This is a genomic window from Microbacterium testaceum, from assembly GCF_029761935.1.
GTDB classification, from domain to species: domain Bacteria; phylum Actinomycetota; class Actinomycetes; order Actinomycetales; family Microbacteriaceae; genus Microbacterium; species Microbacterium testaceum_A.
This window is the reverse complement of sequence record NZ_CP121699.1, coordinates 2,429,114-2,449,785: the sequence shown is the minus strand read 5'-3', so window position 1 is coordinate 2,449,785 and position 20,672 is coordinate 2,429,114. Positions and strand designations below refer to the sequence as shown.

24 protein-coding genes are annotated in these 20,672 nt (G+C 70.1%); 17 read left to right on the top strand and 7 right to left on the bottom strand.

All coding sequences use genetic code 11. The features are described from left to right. Positions 1 to 64: 64 nt before the first annotated feature. The 3 genes from QBE02_RS11895 to QBE02_RS11885 form a co-directional block, all read right to left on the bottom strand. Positions 65 to 247: a DUF5302 domain-containing protein gene (locus QBE02_RS11895; protein ID WP_056224573.1), complete on the bottom strand. Its 183-nt coding sequence runs from the start codon at positions 245 to 247 to the stop codon at positions 65 to 67. A 38-nt stretch (positions 248 to 285) separates the two neighbouring features. Next, a complete protein-coding gene (locus QBE02_RS11890; RefSeq protein ID WP_279365885.1) occupies positions 286 to 1,212 on the bottom strand; it encodes a DnaJ domain-containing protein in 927 nt (308 codons plus the stop codon). Between the two features lie 128 nt (positions 1,213 to 1,340). Next, the gene (locus QBE02_RS11885; RefSeq protein ID WP_279365884.1) at positions 1,341 to 2,429 is read right to left on the bottom strand and encodes an enoyl-CoA hydratase/isomerase family protein; all 1,089 of its coding nucleotides are present in this window, start codon (positions 2,427 to 2,429) and stop codon (positions 1,341 to 1,343) included. A gap of 109 nt (positions 2,430 to 2,538) precedes the next feature. Between QBE02_RS11885 and QBE02_RS11880 the strand changes: the two genes are divergently transcribed. The 3 genes from QBE02_RS11880 to QBE02_RS11870 all read left to right on the top strand — a co-directional run bounded on the left by QBE02_RS11880 (position 2,539) and on the right by QBE02_RS11870 (position 5,496). Then, positions 2,539 to 3,798 carry an ABC transporter ATP-binding protein gene (locus QBE02_RS11880; RefSeq protein WP_279365883.1) on the top strand — a complete coding sequence of 420 codons (1,260 nt, stop codon included), beginning with the start codon at positions 2,539 to 2,541 and terminating at the stop codon, positions 3,796 to 3,798. Further along, on the top strand, positions 3,795 to 4,613 hold the full coding sequence (locus QBE02_RS11875; RefSeq protein ID WP_279365882.1) for an ABC transporter permease subunit: 819 nt from the start codon (positions 3,795 to 3,797) through the stop codon (positions 4,611 to 4,613). The genes QBE02_RS11880 and QBE02_RS11875 overlap by 4 nt, the downstream gene beginning before the upstream one ends. 64 nt (positions 4,614 to 4,677) lie before the next feature. Next, a complete protein-coding gene (locus QBE02_RS11870) occupies positions 4,678 to 5,496 on the top strand; it encodes a sulfite exporter TauE/SafE family protein (RefSeq protein ID WP_279365881.1) in 819 nt (272 codons plus the stop codon). 10 nt (positions 5,497 to 5,506) lie between these two features. Here the strand turns inward: QBE02_RS11870 and QBE02_RS11865 are convergent, their stop codons facing one another. Continuing rightward, positions 5,507 to 5,905, bottom strand: coding sequence for a hypothetical protein (locus QBE02_RS11865; RefSeq protein ID WP_268102569.1), 399 nt, complete (start codon positions 5,903 to 5,905; stop codon positions 5,507 to 5,509). A gap of 111 nt (positions 5,906 to 6,016) precedes the next feature. Here QBE02_RS11865 and cofG point away from each other — a divergent pair, with 111 nt between their 5' ends. From cofG to QBE02_RS11835, 6 genes are all read left to right on the top strand, one after another. Further along, positions 6,017 to 8,371 carry a 7,8-didemethyl-8-hydroxy-5-deazariboflavin synthase CofG gene (gene cofG / locus QBE02_RS11860; protein ID WP_279365880.1) on the top strand — a complete coding sequence of 785 codons (2,355 nt, stop codon included), beginning with the start codon at positions 6,017 to 6,019 and terminating at the stop codon, positions 8,369 to 8,371. Beyond that, positions 8,368 to 9,837 carry a flavin-containing monooxygenase gene (locus tag QBE02_RS11855; RefSeq protein WP_279365879.1) on the top strand — a complete coding sequence of 490 codons (1,470 nt, stop codon included), beginning with the start codon at positions 8,368 to 8,370 and terminating at the stop codon, positions 9,835 to 9,837. The genes cofG and QBE02_RS11855 overlap by 4 nt, the downstream gene beginning before the upstream one ends. Positions 9,838 to 9,854: 17 nt before the next feature. After that, entirely contained in the window at positions 9,855 to 10,865 is a 1,011-nt protein-coding gene (gene fgd, locus QBE02_RS11850; protein WP_279365878.1) for a glucose-6-phosphate dehydrogenase (coenzyme-F420), read from the top strand. An 88-nt stretch (positions 10,866 to 10,953) separates the two neighbouring features. After that, complete coding sequence (gene cofC / locus QBE02_RS11845; protein WP_279365877.1) at positions 10,954 to 11,589, top strand: 2-phospho-L-lactate guanylyltransferase; 636 nt, start codon at positions 10,954 to 10,956, stop codon at positions 11,587 to 11,589. 88 nt (positions 11,590 to 11,677) lie between these two features. Then, positions 11,678 to 12,259 carry an RNA polymerase sigma factor gene (locus QBE02_RS11840; protein WP_267788479.1) on the top strand — a complete coding sequence of 194 codons (582 nt, stop codon included), beginning with the start codon at positions 11,678 to 11,680 and terminating at the stop codon, positions 12,257 to 12,259. Then, positions 12,252 to 13,325, top strand: a complete 1,074-nt coding sequence (locus tag QBE02_RS11835) for a CU044_5270 family protein (protein ID WP_279365876.1) — start codon at positions 12,252 to 12,254, stop codon at positions 13,323 to 13,325. The genes QBE02_RS11840 and QBE02_RS11835 overlap by 8 nt, the downstream gene beginning before the upstream one ends. 58 nt (positions 13,326 to 13,383) lie before the next feature. On the opposite strand, the gene cofD is transcribed toward QBE02_RS11835, so the two are convergent. Further along, the gene (cofD, locus tag QBE02_RS11830; protein ID WP_279365875.1) at positions 13,384 to 14,349 is read right to left on the bottom strand and encodes a 2-phospho-L-lactate transferase; all 966 of its coding nucleotides are present in this window, start codon (positions 14,347 to 14,349) and stop codon (positions 13,384 to 13,386) included. A 91-nt stretch (positions 14,350 to 14,440) separates the two neighbouring features. Here cofD and QBE02_RS11825 point away from each other — a divergent pair, with 91 nt between their 5' ends. The 8 genes from QBE02_RS11825 to QBE02_RS11790 all read left to right on the top strand — a co-directional run bounded on the left by QBE02_RS11825 (position 14,441) and on the right by QBE02_RS11790 (position 19,098). After that, entirely contained in the window at positions 14,441 to 14,647 is a 207-nt protein-coding gene (locus QBE02_RS11825; protein WP_279365874.1) for a hypothetical protein, read from the top strand. Between the two features lie 25 nt (positions 14,648 to 14,672). After that, positions 14,673 to 15,146 carry a YbaB/EbfC family nucleoid-associated protein gene (locus QBE02_RS11820; protein WP_279365873.1) on the top strand — a complete coding sequence of 158 codons (474 nt, stop codon included), beginning with the start codon at positions 14,673 to 14,675 and terminating at the stop codon, positions 15,144 to 15,146. A 5-nt stretch (positions 15,147 to 15,151) separates the two neighbouring features. After that, positions 15,152 to 15,466 (top strand): hypothetical protein, encoded by a 315-nt coding sequence (locus QBE02_RS11815; protein ID WP_056224595.1) that lies wholly within the window; start codon positions 15,152 to 15,154, stop codon positions 15,464 to 15,466. Beyond that, positions 15,463 to 16,791 (top strand): hypothetical protein, encoded by a 1,329-nt coding sequence (locus tag QBE02_RS11810; RefSeq protein ID WP_279365872.1) that lies wholly within the window; start codon positions 15,463 to 15,465, stop codon positions 16,789 to 16,791. Before QBE02_RS11815 ends, QBE02_RS11810 begins: the two co-directional genes overlap by 4 nt. A gap of 70 nt (positions 16,792 to 16,861) precedes the next feature. After that, positions 16,862 to 17,227 carry an SseB family protein gene (locus tag QBE02_RS11805; protein WP_279365871.1) on the top strand — a complete coding sequence of 122 codons (366 nt, stop codon included), beginning with the start codon at positions 16,862 to 16,864 and terminating at the stop codon, positions 17,225 to 17,227. 53 nt (positions 17,228 to 17,280) lie between these two features. Further along, entirely contained in the window at positions 17,281 to 17,763 is a 483-nt protein-coding gene (locus QBE02_RS11800; RefSeq protein ID WP_279365870.1) for a hypothetical protein, read from the top strand. Positions 17,764 to 18,224: 461 nt separating this feature from the next. Continuing rightward, positions 18,225 to 18,746, top strand: coding sequence for a hypothetical protein (locus QBE02_RS11795; RefSeq protein WP_279365869.1), 522 nt, complete (start codon positions 18,225 to 18,227; stop codon positions 18,744 to 18,746). An 82-nt stretch (positions 18,747 to 18,828) separates the two neighbouring features. Next, positions 18,829 to 19,098, top strand: coding sequence for a hypothetical protein (locus QBE02_RS11790; protein WP_279365868.1), 270 nt, complete (start codon positions 18,829 to 18,831; stop codon positions 19,096 to 19,098). Positions 19,099 to 19,100: 2 nt separating this feature from the next. Here the strand turns inward: QBE02_RS11790 and QBE02_RS11785 are convergent, their stop codons facing one another. Continuing rightward, positions 19,101 to 19,232, bottom strand: a complete 132-nt coding sequence (locus QBE02_RS11785) for a hypothetical protein (protein ID WP_279365867.1) — start codon at positions 19,230 to 19,232, stop codon at positions 19,101 to 19,103. Between the two features lie 75 nt (positions 19,233 to 19,307). Next, a complete protein-coding gene (gene hemL, locus QBE02_RS11780; RefSeq protein ID WP_268102590.1) occupies positions 19,308 to 20,648 on the bottom strand; it encodes a glutamate-1-semialdehyde 2,1-aminomutase in 1,341 nt (446 codons plus the stop codon). Positions 20,649 to 20,672 lie beyond the last annotated feature (24 nt).

Sequence of the window (20,672 nt, the reverse complement as noted above, 5' to 3'; positions counted from 1 at the left end):
GGTGCCGGGGGTCTCGCGCACGAGACGTGATCCCCGGCACCTCAGGTGACGTCGGCCGAGAGGCTCAGCCGCTCTTGCGACGGAACTCCCGCTTGGTGACCGCTCCGTGCGTTCCCTGCACGGCGGAGTGGCCGTCGAGGTGCGCCTGACCCGAACGGTGCTGACCGTTCTTCTTCTCGAGCGCTTCCTTGAACTTGCGCTTCATGTCGTCGGATGCCGAGGCACCCGCGGTCTCGTCGGTACTCATGCCTCCACCCTAGGCATGTCCGCGGCGGGTGTCGCGGGTCAGACGTGCCGCACGCGCTGCTGCAGACGCGTGCGGATGTCGAACAGCTCGGTGCCGCCGACCTCGCGCCCCCCGGTGATCCCTCTGCGCAACAGGGTCGTGAGCGCACTGCGCGTGACCAGCGCCACGGGCGTTCCCCGCACTTTGCCGAGCTCGGTGATCGCATCGAGCACCGCGTCGTCGGGCAGCACGACCATCGCCCCGCTGAAACGGACACCGGCCGCGCGCGCGATCACGCGAGCGCGCGACACGAGCTCGGTCACGGGGGATCCGATCACGTGGGGGCCGGTGATCTCGCCACGGCGCACCCCCACGGGGCCGCCGAAGTCCTCGCTCAGCAGGGCGTAGAGGCCGCTCGGACCGAGGACGAGGTGATCGAGCTTCTGCTCCGGGTCGCGTCCGTCGCGATCGGCGAACACGTCGTGCCAGACGGTGTAACCCATGCCCAACTCCGCGACGAGCCGGGCGGTCTCTTCCTCGGCGAGCGCGTCGGCGAGGATGTGGCGGATCTCGGGCGGGGCCGACCGCACGAGAGCGGGGTCGTAGGGGTCGGCGATGTCGACGCCGCGCCCCACCCACTCGCGGATGAGGCCGAGATACCGCTCGCGACGCCACCCGCCGGGCTGGCCGTGCGATCGCGCGCGCGGCCGCGTGTCAGCCGGACGGGAGGGAGCGGATGCCGGCACCCCACCGCCCCATTCGCCGGGAGCCGTCCCGCGACCCCGGTCGTAGGCGCTGCGCGCCTCGGGCGTGCCGACGAGCTCCCAGGCGCGCTGGACCTGGACGAACAGGGCGGCGTCGCCTCCGGTGTCGGGATGGGTCTCGCGCAGACGCACGCGGTAGGCGCGGCGCAGACCCTCGTCATCGATGTCGGCCGCGACCCGGAGCACCTCGTATGCCGAAGACGACATGGGACTGTCGAACACGTGCGTTCATCCGTTCTGCCGCGAGGACGCGGCGTCTCTCAGGCTAACCCGATGCGGCTGAGTGCGGCCCGGACGGCGAGGTCGCGGACGTGGGAGCGCGGTCACATCTCGCGGACGCGACGGCGCTGTCACCAGAGCGCGAGCTCCGGCGCATACGCGAAGGCTTCGGCGACGCGCTCGGCAGGGAGGTCCTCGAGGCGTGCCGGAGACCACGACGGCGACCGGTCCTTGTCGACCACCTGGGCGCGAATCCCCTCGACCAGGTCGGGTTGCGTGAACGCGAACCACATGACCAGGCCGTATTCCTGGGCGAGAGCGGCGCGCAGCGAGGGCAGCTCGCGAGCGCGACGCACGGCCTCGAGAGTCACGGCGAGCGCGGTCGGCGCCGACGACGCCAGCAGCTCGGCGGTCTCGCGCGCTTCGGGCTCGGGCCGCGCGCGCAGACGATCCACGATGCCGGGCACGTCCTCGGCGGCGAAAGCGTCATCGACCCACTCCCGCGCGTCCTCGAGCCGCGACCGTTCCGGGGTCTCGTCGAACAGCAGCACCAGCTCGGTGGGACTCGACGGGTCGGCGCGGTTCTCGAGCGCCTCGTACAGCGCCTCGAGGTGCGCGGTGGGCACCATGTGGTCGGCGAAGCCGGCGTACACCGCGTCCGCGGCATCCATCGTCCCTCCCGTGAGGGCCAGATATTCGCCGAGACGGCCGGGGGCCCGCCCCAACAGCCACGATCCGCCCACGTCGGGGGTGAAGCCGATGCGGGTCTCGGGCATGGCGAGCTTCGAGCGCTCCGTCACGATGCGGATGGCCGCGTGACCGGCCAAGCCGATCCCTCCGCCCATGCAGACGCCGTCGGCGATCGCGATGACGGGCTTGCGCGAGATCGCGATGCGGTGATCGAGCGCGTACTCCTCACGGAAGAAGGCGTGCACCTCGTCGACCCGACCCGCCGTGACCATCTCGTGCAGCGCCCGCACGTCGCCACCGGCGCAGAAACCGCGCTCCCCCGCCCCGTCGAGGAGCACCACGTCGACGTCGGTGTCGCGCTCCCAGCGATCGAGCGTCACGTGGAGGGCGCGGATCATCTCGAGGTCGAGGGCGTTGATGGCCCGCGGGCGATTCAGCGTCAGATGACCGAGGCCGCCACGGCCTCCGACCAGGACGCTGTCTGCGGCGGTGTCGCCGGCGCTGACGTCTTCGGTTCGCGGTGCGTGCACGGTGCCACGTTACACAGGCGGTTCGCCGCGCCCTCGGCTGTGGGTGACTGTGTTTTCGCCCCCGGATCGGGGAAGATGGGAAGAACGCACGCAGAACGAAAGGTGCCGTATGCCCGACGGACAGGTGCTGGAGCTCGCCGGGCTCACCAAACGTTTCGGCTCGATCTCCGCCGTCGACAATCTCTCGGCCCGGATCGAACCCGGACAGGTCACCGGCTTCCTCGGTCCCAACGGCGCCGGCAAGACCACCTCGCTGCGCATGCTGCTGGGCCTCGTGCGCCCCACGTCGGGCACGGCGACGATCGGCGGCACGCACTTCAGCGAGCTCACCTCTCCGCTGCAGACGGTGGGCGCGGCCCTCGAGGCCTCGAGCTTCCACCCCGGGCGCTCGGCCGCGAACCACCTCAAGGTCTACGCGCGCGCGGCGGGCCTGCAGACCTCCCGCGTCGACGAGGTCCTCGGCCTGGTCGGGCTCGCCGATGTCGCCGGTCGACGGGTCGGCGGCTTCTCGCTCGGCATGCGCCAGCGTCTCGGACTCGCCACGGCGCTCCTCGGCGACCCGGGTGTCGTCGTGCTCGACGAGCCCTCGAACGGCCTCGATCCCGAGGGCATCCGGTGGATGCGCTCGCTCCTGCGGCACCTCGCCGAAGAGGGTCGCACGGTCCTCATCTCGTCGCACCTCCTCGCCGAGGTGCAGCAGACGGTCGACGCGCTGCTGATCATCTCGCGCGGCCGCCTGGTGTTCCAGGGCGGCATCGAAGACCTCGCCGACCCCGACGAATACGCCACCGTGGTCGACTCGCCCGATCGCGCCGGCCTGTCGCGCGTGCTCGACGAGCGCGGCATCGAGTACCAGCTGCTCCGTAACGGCTTCACGATCCGTCACCACGATCCCGTCGAGATCGGCGGCCTCGCCGCGGGTGCGGGGATCGCCCTGTCGAACCTGCAGAGCAAGGGTGCGAGCCTCGAGGACATCTTCCTCGAACTGGTCAGCGGGGTGCGCGTGCACGAGAGCGCCGGTGCGGCCGCCCCGGCCGAGCCCGTCCCGGATGCCGAGACGCCGCCGTCCACCACGCACCTCGACGCCTTCCCGGCTCCCACCGGCGCACCGGCCCCCGCGGTGAGCCACGACGCGCTCTCCTCCGACGCACCCGGTCCCGACGAAGCGCGACCCTCGACCGCCCTCGTCGCGGTCATGGCACCGCCGCGCGCGGTGCGCACCGCGCCCGAGACCCCCGGGGCGGGTCCGCGGCAGTCGTACGCCGTCGCGTCGACCGGGGTGATCGACATCGTCTCGCCCGCCGGCCACGACCACCGGGCCGCGGACCGACCCGCCGATCAGCCCCTCGACCAGGAGGTGCCGCGATGAGTCTCGTCGCTGCCACGCGCTCGGAGTACACCAAGCAGTTCACCACCGTCGGCTGGTGGGTGCTCGCGATCGTCCTGGTCGCCTACGTCGGCTTCACCGCCGCCGCCCTCGCGTTCGTGTTCGGCGGCGTCGCCTCCGGCGAGCTGACCGGAGCGAACGGCCCCGCGATGTCGAGCGAGGGTGTTCCGGCCCTCGTCTACAGCTCCGCCACGGCGGTCGGCTACGTTTTCCCGTTGCTCATCGGCACCCTCATGGTCACCACCGAGTTCCGTCACAAGACGCTGACGCCGACCTTCCTCTCGACTCCCCGTCGCGGTGTCGTCCTCGTGGGCAAGTTCATCGTCGGCATCATGGTCGGCCTGCTCTACGGCATCCTGGGCTCGATCGCCGCGGTCGCCGCCGGGGCGGGCGTGCTGAGCATCTTCGGCATCGACTCGGAGCTCGGGCAATCCGACACCTGGGTCCTCATCGGACGCATGCTGCTCGCCTTCGCCCTGTGGGCCCTCGTCGGCATCGGCGTCGGAACGGTCGTCCGCAACCAGGTCGCTGCGATCGTCATCGTGCTCGCCGTCACGCTGTTCATCGAACCGATCGTCCGCACCATCGGTGGCCTCGTCGAGGGGTTCGGCGATGTGGTCAAGTGGTTCCCGAGCGCCGCGAGCGACGCGCTGGTGGGACAGACGATCTTCGGCACCATGGGCACCGGGAACAACAGTTCGCTCGAGTGGGGGGCGGGCGGTCTCGTGCTGCTCGGCTACGCCGTCGTCTTCCTGGTCATCGGCCTGTTCACCACCTGGCGTCGCGACATCGACTGAGCGCGTCCGCTACGCGCGGCGTCCGTGCATTTGGTCGCCCCGCCCGGGTCAGTGAGAATCAACCGTGCTCGATGGACCGGTGATCGCCGAGTGGCTCCCCGTCTCGGTGGCGGCCCTCGCGCTGCTGTTGATCGCCGCGGGGGTCGCCGGCTGGGTCGACGCGGTCGTCGGCGGGGGCGGTCTCATCCAGCTTCCCGCGCTGGTCATCGCCGTCCCGAAGGACGTCGCGACCCCGTTCATCCTCGGCACCAACAAGTTGTCGTCGTTCTTCGGGACGCTGTCGGCCAGCTGGGTGTACCTGCGCAAGATCCGTGTGCAGCTCGTCCTGCTGATCCCCCTGGTGGCGGGGGCGTACGCGGGCTCCACGGTCGGCGCGGCGCTCTCACGATTCGTTCCTCGTGAGGTGCTGACCCCGATCGTCCTCGTCGCGGTGATCGCCGTCGCGCTCTACACGCTGTTCAAGCCGCAGATGGGCCTTCACCACGAGCCCCGGCACGACAGGGCGACGGCCATCGCCTGGCGTGCGGCGGCGATCGGTCTCGCGGTCGGGTTCTACGACGGCATCCTGGGGCCGGGCACCGGCTCGTTCTTCGTCATCCTCATCGTGAGCGTGCTGGGGTACGGCTTCTTGCAGGCGAGCGTCAACGCCAAGATCGCCAACCTCACCACCAACCTCGCCGCTCTCGCGGTGTACGGGGTGCACGGCGAGATCCTTCTCGTGCTCGGGCTCGCGATGGCCGCCATGAACATCACCGGCGGCTTCATCGGCGCTCACATGGCGACGCGACGCGGCAGCGGGTTCGTGCGGATCGTGTTCCTCGTGACGCTGTCGATCCTGATCGTGAAGCTCGCGTGGGACACCGTGGTGCAGTTCACGTCGTAGACGGCGCTGATCAGCTCACGATGTCGGCGACGTTCTCGGGCTCGGATGCCACGTCGAGGCGCAGCGCCTTGAGCAGGGCGACCCCGTGCTTCGTCGTCAGCACCAGGCGCTCGAACTCCTCGTGTCCGGAGAGGTCGATCACGACGCTCGGCTTGCGACCGCGGATGATGACGAAGTCGTTGCCTCCGGCGGACTTCCAGGTGCCCGCTCCGACGGCGACGGGGAGGTTGATGCCGGGGTTGGGCACCCCCCGGATCCACGTCCACGCGTCGTCGGTGAGCTGCACCCGTTCGATGTGCTCACGGGGGACGACGATGTTGCTCTTACGGAAGGACAGCGCACGCTCGGTCGGCGAGAGCACGACCTCGAGCTGCGTCGAATCGAGCAGCAGGGTCACCATGTGTTCCATCCTGCCAGCGTCGGGCGGGGCGAACGGGCCTCTCACCTCACAGGACCGCAACGATCAGCAGCCGACCACCGTCACGGCCCGGATGTCGGAGCCGCGGGATAGCCTTGACCAATGAGCACGGGCAGCGTTGCGCCGCGAGTCGCACCGGCCCGAGGCGCGTCGATCGACGATCTCCTGACCGCGATCGCGGCGGGGCACCGCCCCGACGTCGACGAGACCGAGGCGCTCCTGCACGCTCCGCTGCCCGCTCTCTTCCGCGTGGCGTCGGTGCTGCGCGACGAAGGGCTCGAGAACGCCGGCCGGCCCCGTGTCATCACGTACTCGCGCAAGGTCTTCGTGCCGCTCACGACCCTCTGCCGCGATCGCTGCCACTACTGCGTGTTCGTCGACACCCCCGGCCAGCTCGCCCTGCTGCGAAAGCCCGCGTACATGAGCCCCGAGCAGGTGCTCACCGTCGTGCGCCAGGGGCAGGCGATGGGCTGCAAAGAGGCGCTGCTGACCCTCGGCGACCGCCCCGAAGAGCGCTGGCCCGAGGCCCGCGCGTGGCTCGACGAGCACGGCTTCACCTCGACCATCGACTACGTCGCGCACATCGCCCGGCTCATCACCGCCGAGACCGGCATGCTCGTGCACGCGAACCCCGGCGTCATGCACCCCGACGAGCTCGCCGCGCTGCGCCCCGTCTCGCCCTCGATGGGCATGATGCTCGAGACCACCTCGCGCCGCCTCTACGAGGAGCCCGGCCAGGTGCACTTCGGCTCGCCCGACAAAGACCCCGCGCTGCGATTGAAGGTCATCGACGACGCCGGGACTGCCGGCATCCCGTTCACGACCGGCATCCTCGTCGGTATCGGCGAGACCGTGCGCGACCGCGCCGAATCACTGGTGGCCCTGCGCGAGATCGACGATCGCCACGGTCACGTGCAAGAGGTCATCGTGCAGAACTTCCGCGCGAAGCCCCGCACGGCGATGCAGGGCGCTCCGGATGCCGACATGCACGACTACCTCGCCGCGGTCGCCGTCGCGCGACTCGTGTTCGGCGCCGACATGCGCATCCAGGTGCCGCCGAACCTCTCCGACCCACGCGAACTGGGGCTGCTCATCGAAGCGGGTATCGACGACTGGGGCGGCGTCTCGCCCCTGACAGCCGACCACGTCAACCCCGAGCGTCCGTGGCCGCAGATCGACGACCTCGCCGCCCAGACCGCGGCGCAGGGATACGTCCTCCGCGAGCGCCTGACCGCGCACCCCGAATACGTGGGCGACGCCGAGCGCTGGATCGACCCCGCTCTGCACGCTCCGGTTCGGGCATTGGCGGATGCCACGGGACTCGCGGCCGACGTGAAGCCCGCGGCGGCACCGGCCTCGGTGGTCACGCCCGGCGCGAGTGCCGTCGACCCCGGAGTGAAGCGTCTGGCCGAGCGGGCGGCATCCGCCCCTCTCGACCTCGGCGACGACGACTGGGTCCGGCTGCTTCGCGCCACCGGTGCCGAGCTCGACGAGCTCACCGCCGCCGCCGACGACGCACGCCGCTACACCGTCGGCGAGCCCGTCACCCTCGTGCAGAACCGCAACCTCACCTCGACCGGGTTCCGTCGCACGGGTCGGGCGGGCGCGGGAGAGTTCGACCTCGACGACGCCACCGAGATCGCCGCGGATGCCGCCGCTCTCGGCGCGACCGAAATCTGCATCCAGGGGGCGCTGCGGCCCGACGAAGACCCCTCGGGCTACCTCGACCTCGTGCGGGCGGTGAAGCGCGGGGCTCCCGGCATCCACGTGCACGCGTACCGACCGCTCGACGTGCGCGACCTCGCCGACCGCGGCGGATTCGGACTCGACGGCGCACTCGCGGCGATGCGCGACGCGGGTGTCGACACCGTGCCCGGCACGGGCGTGAAGCTCCTCAGCGAGCGCGTGCGCGCCCTCATCGCCCCCGGCGATCTCGAGATCGATCGCTGGGTCGAGGGCATCACCGCGGCGCATCGCGCGGGCTTCCGCTCGACCTCTGTGCTGTTCTACGGGCACGTCGAGACCGCCGCGGAGCGCATCGCACACCTGCGACGCCTGCGCGAGATCCAGGCCGACACCCGCGGCTTCGCGGAGTTTGTGCCGATCCCCCTTCCGGGCGCAGACGTGGCCCTGGTCGAGGGTCGCAGCCCGATCGACGAGCATCGCGCGATGGTCGCCGTGTCGCGCCTCGCGCTGTCGGGGAGCATCTCGCACGTGCAGATCCCATGGACCCGCGTCGGACGCGAGGCCGCGGCCGTGCTGCTGCGCTCGGGCGGCGACGACCTCGGCGGCACGCTCTACGACGGTCGGGTGCTGCCCGACACCGGCATCGAGCAGGGCCTCGAACTGCCGGTCGCGGCCGCCGAGCGCATCGCGCGGAGCCTCATGCGGCCGTTCCGACTGCGGACCACCGACTACCGGGTCGCACCCCGACCCGGCGACGGGCACCCGGCATGAGGATCATCGACACCGTCGTGGTCGGGGCGGGCTTCGCAGGCCTCGCGATGGTCGGAGCCTTGCGGCGAGCCGGCCGCGACGACGTGATCGTGCTCGAGCGCGCGGCCGACGTCGGCGGAACGTGGCGCGACAACACCTACCCCGGAGTCGCGTGCGACGTGCCCGCGCACCTCTACAGCCTCGCCGCGCACCCCAACGCGGGCTGGTCGCGCACCTTCGCCCCGGGCGGCGAGATCCAGGACTACCTGCGCGACGTCGCCGCCCGCGAAGAGCTCGGCGACAAGCTGAGGTTGCGCACCCCGATGCTGGGCGCCGCGTGGGACGCCGAGACGTCGGTGTGGCGCATCGATACCGGCGCGGAAGAGCTCGTCGCCCGCTCGCTCGTGCTCGCGTGCGGTCGCCTGACCGAGCCGTTCGTCCCCTCGATCCCCGGGCTCGAGTCGTTCGCGGGGCCGCTGTTCCACTCCGCGCGGTGGAACCACGACGTCGACCTCACCGGTAAGAGGGTGGCCGTCGTGGGTACCGGGGCGAGCGCCGTGCAGCTCGTGCCCGAGCTCGCCCGTCTCGCCGCCCACGTGACGCTCTTCCAACGCACCCCGGCGTGGATCGTGCCCCGCGGCGGCGGTGACATCCCCGTCTTCGAGCGCGAACGTCTCGCCGACAGCCCCGGTGCCCTCGCGCGCCTGAGGGCGGAGCTCTACGCCGAGGGCGAGCAGCGTTTCGCCTCGCGTTCGGGTGACACCGTGGCATCCGCCGCCGCCCGCGATGCCGCCCTCGCCCACCTGCACGCGCAGGTCACGGATCCCGCTCTGCGCGCCGCGCTCACCCCCGACTACGCCTTCGGCTGCAAGCGCGTGCTGCTCTCCGACGCGTTCTACCCGGCGGTGGCGTCGGATGCCGTGACCCTCGAACCCACGGAGCTCGCCGCGGTCGACGGATCGACCCTGACCGCCGTGAGCGGCGAGCGGTACGAGGCCGACGTGCTCGTGCTCGCGACCGGCTTCGCCGCGGCCGAGCAGCCGTACGCCGACCTCGTGCGCGGTGACGACGAGTCCCTCGCCGAGCACTGGTCCGAGGGCATGACCTCGTTCGGGTCGACGGTCGTCGCCGGCTTCCCCAACCTCTTCGTGCTCAACGGGCCCAACGCGAGCCTCGGCCACAACTCCGCCGTGCTCATGGCCGAAGAGCAGTCCGCGTACGTGGTGCGCGCCCTCGCCGAACGCGACCGCCGCCCCGAGCGGGTGCTGCGCGTGCGCCCCGAGGCCGAGGCCGCCTATACCGATGAGATCGACGCCGCCGCGGCATCCACCCCCTGGATGACCGGCGGATGCCGCAACTGGTACGTCGACGCCCGCTCGGGCCGGCTCACCCTGCTGTGGCCGGGCACCGTTCAAGCATTCCGCGAGCGCCTCACCGGCGCCGACGGGTCGGAGTTCGAACCCGCGCACAGTCCCGTGCGCAGCTGACACTGGAGGAGTCACAGATGAGCGTTCCCCTGAGATTCGGCTACAAGGCCTCGAGCGAGCAGTTCGGGCCCAACGAGCTGCTCGACTTCGGCGTGCTGGCCGAGGAGGTCGGCTTCGACTCCGTCTTCCTCTCCGACCACCTGCAGCCCTGGATGCACGACGGCGGCCACGCCCCCAACGCCCTCCCCTGGCTCGGCGCCCTGGGTGCGCGCACCGAACGCGTCATCATCGGTACGAGCGTGCTCACCCCGACGTTCCGCTACCACCCGGGCGTCATCGCGCAGGTGTTCGCGACCCTCGGCGTGATGTACCCGGGCCGCGTCGTGCTGGGCGTCGGCACCGGCGAGGCGCTCAACGAGGTGACCCTGGGCCTCGAGTGGCCCGAGCCGCCCGAGCGCTTCCAGCGCCTCAAAGAGGCCATCACGATCATGAACGAACTGTGGGCCGGTGAGCGCGTCACCTACAAGGGCACCTACTACTCGGTCAAGGACGCCACGATCTACGACCGCCCCGAGCAGAAGGTACCGATCTACATCGGCGCCTCGGGTCCCGCGGCCACGCGCCTGGCCGGCCGCATCGCCGAGGGCTACATCACGACGAGCGGCAAGGATCCCGAGCTCTACACCGAGAAGCTGCTGCCCGCCCTCGACGACGGCCTGTCGAAGGCCGGCCGTTCGCGCGACGACGTCGACACGCTCATGGAGGTGAAGGTGTCGTACCACCCCGACCACGACACCGCGATGGAGAAGACCCGCTTCTGGGCTCCGCTCGCGCTCACCGCCGAAGAGAAGATGAGCGTGCACGACCCGATAGAGATGCAGCGCCTCGCGAACGAGCTGCCGATCGAGCGCGCGGCCTCGCGCTTCATCGTCTCGACCGACCCCGACGAGCACGTGGAGCGCATCGCGCAGTACGTCGACCTCGGCTTCCGCCACCTCGTCTTCCACGACCCCGGGCACGACCAGGAGGAGTTCCTGCGCATGTACGGCGACGAGATCCTCCCGCGCCTGCGCAAACGGTTCGCCTGAGGCGGTGGGGGTGGCAGGGCCTGCACGTTTCGCGGCACCCCGCCACCCCCGCACGGGAATGTCGGATGCCCGGCGCACAATGGAGGCGATGAGCATTCCTGACATCTCCGGCTGGACGATCGTCGTGCCGGTCAAGCCCGCCGCGGTCGGCAAGACCCGACTCACCGACGTCGGCACCGACCGCGAGGCCCTCGCGCGTGCCATCGCACTCGACACCATCGCTGCGGCGGCCGCCGCCGATCTGGTGTCGCGCGTCATCGTCGTGACCGACGACGAGGGTGTCCGCTCCGAGTTCCGTCGCTCGCGCACCGTCGACGTCGTGCCCGAGGGCGACACCCGCGGCCTCGACGCCGCCATCGCCCTCGGCGCCGAGGCGGCCGGTGTGGGCGCCCCGCGCGCCGCGCTGTTGGGCGACGTCCCGTCCCTGCGCCCCGCCGATCTCGACGCCGCGCTCGAGCTCGCGGCATCCGTCGAACGAGGTCTGGTCCCGGATGCCGAGGGCACCGGCTCCACGCTCATCACCGCCCGCGCCGGGGCGGTGTGGGTCTCGGCCTTCGGCCCCGACTCCGCCGCGCGACACCGCCTGCTCGGCTGCACCGACCTCGCCGTCGAGCGCGACTCGACGCTGCACCGCGACGTCGACACCGCGGCTCAGCTGTCCGAGGCCGTGGCGCTGGGCGTGGGCCCGCGGACGGCGGCGGTCTTGGCGGCGGCAGCGGCCTGAGCGGACTGGGTATCCGAGCGTTCGACCGCATTCCCGAAGTCCGACGAGCGGATCGAGAACCTTTTCCGCGAATCGGACAATACCCAGTGTGAGCACCCACGACGGCGACATCATCGTGCGGTCCCTGACACACGGGGCCGTCTTCGCCGATCTCTATGACCGGCACCAGCGCGTGGTGCACCGTTACGTCGGCAGACGCCTCGGCGTAGCCTTCGCCGAAGACGTGACGTCCGAGACGTTCCTCGTCGCCTTCGCGCGTCGGGCCTCGTTCACCGGTGGCCTCGACGCGCGCCCGTGGCTCCTCGGTATCGCCACCGTCCTGATGCAGAAGCACTCGCGCCTCGAGGCCCGGGCCTGGCGAGGAATGCTCGCGGCCGACATCGCGCGAGTGCACGTCGACGACATCGAGACCGCCGAGGAGCGGATGGATGCCGATGGACTCGCCCCGCACCTCGGCACCGCGCTCGCCGACCTGTCACGCGGCGACCGTGACGTGCTGCTGCTCCATACGTTCGGAGACCTCGATTATGCGGGGATCGCCGAAGCCCTCGACATTCCCCTGGGAACGGTCCGCTCACGTCTGAGCCGCGCGCGGCGAAAGGTCCGCGCTGCGATCACCCCGCACATCACCCCGGCTCCGAGCCGAGAAAGAGAGCACCACCGTGGATGAGATCTCGCTGCTGAACCGCGTCCGGGCCGACGTTCCCGAGCGGAATCCTGACGACGTGATCCGCGGCCGCGCCGCGCTGTTACGCGCAATCGACGCGCCCGCCGCTCCCCCCGCTCGCCGTCATCCACGCCAGCGGTGGATCTGGGTCGGTTCGGCTGTGGCGGCAACCTGCGCCCTCACCGGGGTGCTCGTGTTCGGCGGCGCCCTCGGCGCCCCCGTCGGTGCGGACCCCGCCGCAGCGGCGGTACTGGGCTCAGCGGCCGCGGCGGCACGCAGCGTGACGGACCCCGTCGTCGGTCCGGGACAGTACCTCGAGGTGCGCACCGACGCTCTGTACGCCGCCATGGGCACCACCGAGGCGGATGCCGAGGAGGCCCGCCGCGAGAACGACGGCAACCTCCGGGACGGCGACCTGACGACGTTTCTCGAACGCGATCTGCGAGCCCTCTGGGTGCCGGCCGACCGATCAGCTGACTGGATCGAGGTTCGGTGCGCGCGTGAGCCCGTGCAGACGTTCGGCCCCCGCTCGGAGACGTTCGCCGCTGAGGCAGGGGGCCTCGAACACGACGCACGTCAAGCATTCCCGGGAGGAGAGACCGAGAGCGGCTACTCCGTCGTCACCCTCGATGCCGACACCGCCGCCGCGCTCCCCCGCGACCCACGGCAACTGCTCCAGAAGATCTATCAGGACAACGGGGCTGCCGGACCGTCGCGCGATGGAGAGGCCCTGGTGTGGATCGCCGATCGCCTCCGCTCGGGAACCGTTTCGGCCGAACTGCGCTCGGTCTTCTACGACACCGCAGCACTCATCCCCGGCGTCACGATCACCGAGCAGCAGGCCACGCTGAACGGCCGGACCGGCACCGCGATTGGCCGCGACGAGACCGAGGGTGGCTTCCGCCAGGACATCATCATCGATCCCGAGACCGGGGCGTTCATCGGCGAACGGCAGGTTCTCCTGCATCCGGTCGCCGACTTGCCAGCGGGGACGGCCACCGGCTCGAGCTCCGTGACCACGACGGTCGTGGACGCGGCGCCCGAGGGTACGAGCCTGTGCGGGGGGTGAGGGGATTGGGGCCCGCAGACCTGCTGCTTCCGCCCACGCTCAGTGTGACCGTCGCGTTTCAGACCCCCAGTGCCGCCTCGGCGATCGCTGCCGAGGTCGCCTCGTCTCGCATCCACAACGGGGCGACCACCGCGCGGATCCCGGCGGCCTCGACGTCCGCGTCCGCAGCCGCATCCTCCTCCGCGAGCAACCACGCGTCGAGCACGCCGTCCGCCGACCGCGCGCCGTAGTGCCGGGCCACGGCCGCGGCGGAGGTCTCGACCCCGACCGCGGTCAGGCACACGTCGGCCATGCCCCGCACGACCCGCCCGCCGATGATCGGCGAGACGCCGACGACCTTCGCCGACGTCTGCCGCACGGCATCCCGGATACCGGGAACCGCCAGAATCGGACCGATCGACACGACGGGGTTCGACGGTGCGATCAGCACGACATCGGCCCCCGCGATCGCCTCGGCGACGCCCGGGGCGGGCACGGCATCCGTGATCCCGGGGTTCTCGAAGGCGCGGGGCGTGAGCTTCGCGCGGTGGCGCGTCCACCACTCCTGGAAGTGCATGCGTCCGCCGTCCTCGAGCAGCACGTGGGTGTCGACCTCGCTGTCGGTCATGGGGAGCATCCGGATGCCGAGCGGCCACCGCTGCGCCATGCGTGCGAGCACCTGGGTCGGCGTGAGGCCGTCGCACAGCCACCCCGTGCGGGCGAGGTGCGTGCCGAGGTCGAGGTCGCCGAGGGTGAACCACGGCCAGCCCGCGCCCCACGCCTGGAGTTCTTCGTTGACGCGCTCGGTGTCGCCGGCCCGACCCCAGCCGCGCTCGGTGTCGTTCACCCCCGCGAGGGCGTACGTGATCGAATCGACGTCGGGCTGCAGCCGCACGCCCGAGAGCCACAGGTCGTCGCCCGTGTTGACGACGACCGTGGCCTCGGGAGCGCTCAGCCGGCGAAGAGCGGCACGGACGCCGAGGGTGAACTTCGACCCCCCGACTCCACCGGCGAGCACGACGACACGGGGGTGCGAGAGAAGCATTGGTTCAGTCTTCCACCCGATGTGGAGTGCGCGCCGTCGGTGTCACCGTTGATCACACCGGGGTTACGATCACTCGGGTGAGGAGCCATGCATGAACGAGGATCTCGGATGCCAGACCTGCCTGACGCACTCCGGAAAGCCGTACCAACCGCGATTCGTCCTCGCTACGTCTCCGTCCGACCTGTTGTATCGGTGTGGCTTCTGCCGGACGTGGTGGATCGGAACGCAGCGCTATCAGAACCCCGTGTCGCCGGATGCCGCGCGAGCGGCGTTCCCCGAAGCGCGTATAGACGGCTGAGACGCCTCACCCCGAGCGCGCCAGCATGAACGGCGCGAAAATGAAAGTTCTCACATCTTTGACCCAGGTCATGGACTCGGGGACTACCATCACCCGAGTGACAGACCTCTTCTCTTCTCGTGAAGCCGAGGCGGCCATCGCTCGGATCGAGCAGCAGGTGGCCGAAGCGCAGGTTCGGGCAGCTCAAGCGCAGCAGGTGCAGGCGGACATCGACGCGGTTCGCGCGTCGGCGACTTCTCCGCGCCGCGAGGTCACGGTGACCGTCGATGCGGCGGGACGGCTGGCCGGTATCCGCCTCGCCGACGCCGCGTACGAACTGCGTCCTGACGCGTTGGAGCAGCTGATCGTCGAGACGGCGGGGCGCGCTCAGGTGCTGGCGGGTGAGCAGGCGTTGGAGATCACGCGGGTTGCGTTCGGCGCTGATTCACCGATCGTCGGTCACCTCGCGGGTGAGCTCGATCGTGAGCCGCCGTCGCAGCCTATGGGTTTCCGGGTCTGACGCGCATGGCCGACCGTATCGCCGTCGACTCCGAACTGATCGGCTCGCACGCCTCGCGGCTGAGCGCCGTGGCGTCCGACATCTCCGTCGCCCGTGACGCCGGGTCATCGGGCGGATTGAATGCCGAGGCGTTCGGGGTGTTGTGTTCGTTCCTCGTGCCGCCCGCGACGATGGTGGCCGACGCCGCTCGGTCGTTGATCGGTGCCGCCGAAGACATGGTGCGCCGCTCCGCCACCGAGATCGTGGGTGTCGGAAGCGATATGGACGCGTACGAGCAGAAGGTCCTCGAATCGATCCGTGCGTTGGAGACGGGTCTGTGAGCAACGCGCTCATCGCGGGTCCCGTCGACACGGCGACCCCGTTCAGCGGGGCGGGGCTTCTGGATTCGGGGACGCAGCTCGCCCATGCGATCGAGTCCGGCAACTGGGTCGAAGGCGGCCTTGCGGCCTTCAGCACGGTCGTCGACACCGTCGCCACCGCCATCGATCCCCTCGGGTCGCTCATCGCCGCCGGCCTCGGCTGGCTGATCGATCACTTCGAGCCCATCAAAGGCTGGTTCAACGACTTGACCGGAGACGCCGGCGCCGTCGCCGGGTTCTCCCAGACCTGGACCAACGTCCAAAACCAGCTCAACAGCTCCGCCGACTACCTCGACCGCGTCGTCAGCGACCTCGACGACATGGCCGGCGAAGCCATCGACGCCTACCGACGCTTCCAAACCGACGCCGCCGCCCACATCCGCGCCTCAGGCCAATGGGCCGGCGCCATGGCCACCGGCCTGCAGATCGCCTCGACCATCGTCCAGGTCGTTCACGACCTCGTCCGCGACATCCTCTCCCAGCTCGTCGGATCCGCCATCTCGTGGGCCACCGAAGCCGTCGTCACCGTCGGCATCGCCACCCCCTGGATCATCTCGCAGGTCTCCTCCCGCGTCGCCAGCTGGACAGCGAAGATCAGCGGCAAGCTCACCGGCCTGCTGCGCTCGTGCGGCAAGCTCGGGGATCTTCTCAACGAGCTTCGGGCCCTGATGAGCAAGGGCGCTGGACTGCTCGGAAGCGTGCCGCGGCGCGCACCCCACGGGGAAGCACCCCCGCGGGTTCCGCGCTATTCCGCAGAAGCCCCGCGCGCGCCCCTCGACGTCCAGCCGGGCGAAGCGCTCACTCCTTCACACCTCGCCGAGATGGATGCAGCCGGCTACCACTCGTCACTTTTCGGCGATGGCGCTGTTCACTACTACGACGTCGACAACGCCAATCTCGGTGCCCCGAACGGAGATGTCTGGGCCATGCCCGTCTCTGATGCTGCCCGCATCGACAGCGTGAGCGCAGCCGCGAAAGAAACAGGTATGGCGCCTCAGGCGGCCGACGCCTACATGAACGGCGGCGATGTCTACGCGGTTCACTTCCCGGTCGACCCGCGTGACCTCCGCCGCCCGGTGCTTGAAGACGCGCAGGGCAACCCGAACTTCTACCACGACCCCACGAGCGCCGATCCGACGTACGGACACACCGCGGTCGTGATGGACTCCGGGTATCTCGTGAACCAGACGCGGGAGACGATCTATCCCGGCGGCGCGCCCGTTCCTCCGGGATCCGTCCTCACCAAGCTCGTGGACGGATCATGGCAGGTCGTGAGGAAGTATTGAGTGACACCGGGCTCGCCCCCACACCGTCTCGGTCATCCGTTTCATCGCCAGCCACACAAGGAGATCTCTGATGGCTTCAGTGCTCGAGACAGCGATCGCCCGAGCGCGATCGGGCCAGCTCACCATGCAGTCGGTGCTCTGGACGTTCGCGGCGAGCACGCTCTACGTTCCGAGCGGAGCGGACCCGGGAGAGACGTTCAAGAACTTCCAACCCGTGCTGTTCCCGAAAGACGACCACTCGATGATGGCCGTCTTCACGTCTCCTCAGGAGGCCGAGCGCGTTTCCCACCTTGCGCCGTTCGTCGTCGCCATGTCGGGGAGCCAGCTGCTGCTGCAATCCCCGGCAACGCAGGGCCTCGTCGTCAACCCCGGTTCGAACCTCGGGTTCGACATCGAGCCGGCGGGGATTGCGAAGTTCCGAACCGAACTGGCGTGACGGCTCTGATGCCGTCGAGAGACCTCGGATGTCCGGCGTGCCTCGACCTCGCCATGCGCGAGCAGCAACCGAAATTGGTGCTCACGACATCGCCCGACGACTTCCTGTACCGCTGCGACTACTGCCAGACGTGGTGGACCGGGAACAGTCGGTTCCGCAACCCCGTCACCGTTCGTGACGCCGAAGCGCGCTTTCCCGGACACGGTGTTACAAGCTCACCCGCCGTCGACGACGCGGAGCTGAGCGAAGCGATCGTGCTCTACACCGGCTGGGGTGTCTCCCCGGAACCCAGCGATGATCTGGGAGCCGTGGTTGCCCGATTCGGTGATGATGCCTCCGACCTCACCCCTGTGCTGACCGCATTCATTCGTGGTTCGGCCTCCATCGCGTTCCACGAGGTCGCGCCCGCGGACGACGGGCTTCTCGGGCGTGTTCGCACCAAACTGGCGGCCATCATGCCGCGTCTCTCGACAGACGCCGTAGACGCTCTGGCGTGGCGTTGGCCGACCGTGGTCCCGCAGACCTCGCCGTTCTAGAACGCACTGCCCTCGCTGGGAGTCGGACACAGAGCTGGCCCAGAGCGAATCGCACGAAAGTCGAGACTCGAGCATGAAGGACCTCACCTTCCAAGAACTCTGCGACATTCTCCGAGACGAATTCGGTTCGGCTCCCGTGTCCAGCCCGGATTACCCGCACGTCGGCGACGGGGACCCCGTCCTGGGCACTCTCGTCCTCCTGAACGAGAGATCGACCGGGTTTGCCGTCGGGACGCAGGAGCGCGGACAGTGGGCCGAACTCGCTCGGTTCGATTCGGAATCGGACGCGTGCGCCTTCGCTCTGGATTCGATTCGGAAAAGCCGCCGACCGGGTGCGCCTCTCGGCGCAGCGGAAAGAGCCGCATCCGAACGGATCACCCGCGAAACGGATGAAGCCCTGCGGCGTTCACTCGGTTCATAAGCACGTCCGCCAGCACACAACGGAAAGGGAGGAGCCGCCGATGGCCGATGCTGCCGAAGCCGCGCGAAGGTTTTTGAGCGCTCTCGAAAAGTTGCCCGCTCACACCGGGATCGTCTTCCACGGCCTCCCGTACATCCCCCAGCTCGCACCTGCCCGGTGGACCCGAGGCGTCACCGCCACGAGCAAGGACCCACGCATCGCGACCGAGAACTTCTCGAGCCCCGCGATCGCCGCCATCGTCAGCCGCACAGGACGCGAGATCGCGGCCTTCTCCGCCCACCCCGCGGAGCAGGAGGTCGTCCTGCCTCCCGAAGTCGTCCTTCTCGAGGTCGCGCGCATCAATCTCCCCGACGGCCGTCCCGTGGTGATCGTCGAGCAACTCGCGGAGCACGATCCGACCAGTGACCTCCCGCCGACTCTCAACGACCTGGTCACTCTGGTGAACGACGCACTGAGGTCGGCGCAAGCCCTCGAGTCGGCACCGATCACCACCCCGGGCAAATTCGTCGAACCACTCTTCTTCCTCGACGTTCGCGCCGCAGAGAACTCGGGTAACTCATGAGCGAGGTGGACGAGGCGCCACCGCCCAGCACAATGCCAAGGGAGCCGCGGGGTACCCCGGTGAGCTCAGCGAAGGACGCACCATGACCCTCGACACCGCCCTCACCGCCTACATCTGGGCCGACGGCTCCGCCGTCCCCGGCCGGCATCCCGAGTCCGTCCCCGACCGAGCCGTGCGCACGCGCGTCGAGGGCCTGATCGAACGAATGGATGCCATCACCCCCGGCGACGACGCGACAGACCTGGCCGCGTGGGCTGACCGCACCGTCCGCGCGCTCGTTGCAGAGCGCGATGACGTGGGCGAAGCCGGCATCCGGGCACTCTCCGCTCTCCTCAGCTGGACGTGGCGCTGATCTCAGACCTGACCACGCGGGCACGGCTGCCAGGTCGCGCGACGGCGCCGAGGTGCCGTCGACGTCGGCCACCACGCCACGAGTCTCGAGAACAGCTGCCAGATGGCGGACGGTGCGGGGCGTGCGGGGAGCATGACTCCAGCCTTCCGGCCGCACCTGCCCCGCGCATCATCGCAAAGGACGAAACGTGTCCCCCTCGAGGATGATCCCTACTGCGCGAGCAGCGTCGGATCCAGCGCCTCCGCGGCCGCCTTCGCCGCGACCGGCAGCGCCTCGAGCACGCGGTCGAGCGCGACCTCGTCGTGCGCCGCCGTGAGGAACCAGGCCTCGAACACGCTCGGGGGCAGCGAGACACCGGCATCCAGCATCGCGTGGAAGAACGGGGCGTACCGGTACGACTGCTGCGTGAGCGCCGTAGCGTAGTCGAGCGGCACCTCGGGCAGGAACGCGACACCGAACAGCGAGCCGGCGCGCGGCACGGCGTGCACGACGCCCTCGGCCGTGAGCGCAGCGTCCAGCGCCTCCGACACCTGAGCGGCCGCGGCGTCGACCGCCGCGTAGACCTCGGGAGTCGCGAGCCGCAGCGTCGCGAGGCCGGCGGCCACCGACAGCGGGTTCCCCGACAGCGTGCCGGCCTGGTACACCGGGCCGAGGGGCGCGAGGTGGTCCATGATCTCGGCGCGGCCGGCGAGGGCCGCCAGCGGCATACCGCCGCCGATGACCTTGCCGTAGGTGAGGATGTCGGGCAGGTAGCGCTCGCCCAGCGACGCCTGCAGGCCCCAGAATCCGGCGGGGTGCACGCGGAATCCGGTCAGCACCTCGTCCATGATCAGCAGGGCTCCGTGGCTGTGCGCGATGTCGGCTAGCGCCGCATTGAAGCCGGGGAGCGGCGGAACGACGCCCATATTCGCGGATGCCGCCTCGACGATGATCGCGGCGATGTTCTCACCGTGCACCTCGAACACCTCGCGCACCGCGTCGAGGTCGTTGTAGGGCAGCACGAGCGTCTGCGCGGCGATCGGCGCGGGAACACCGGCCGACCCGGGCAGGGCGAGGGTCGCGACCCCCGAACCCGCGGCGGCCAGCAGGCCGTCGGAGTGACCGTGGTAGTGACCGGCGAACTTGATCAGCAGGTCGCGACCGGTCACGCCGCGCGCGAGACGGATCGCCGTCATGGTCGCCTCGGTGCCGGTCGACACCAGCCGCACCTTTTCGATCGGCTTCAGATCGCCCACCTGCACGCGCTGCGCGACGAGATCGGCGAGCTCGACCTCGGCCCCCGTCGGAGCACCGAAGGACAGACCACGGGATGCCGCGGACTGCACCGCCCCGACCACCTCGGGGTGCGCATGGCCGAGCAGAGCCGGACCCCACGAGGCGACGAGGTCGACGTATTCGCGACCCGCGGCATCCGTGATCCGCGGGCCGGAGGCCGACTGCACGAACCGCGGCGTGCCGCCCACGGAGCCGTACGCGCGCACGGGCGAGTTCACGCCGCCCGGGATGACGTCTTTGGCGCGAGCGAACCACTGGTCGTTGAGATCGGTCATGCGTCAATTCTCCCAAGTGCGCAG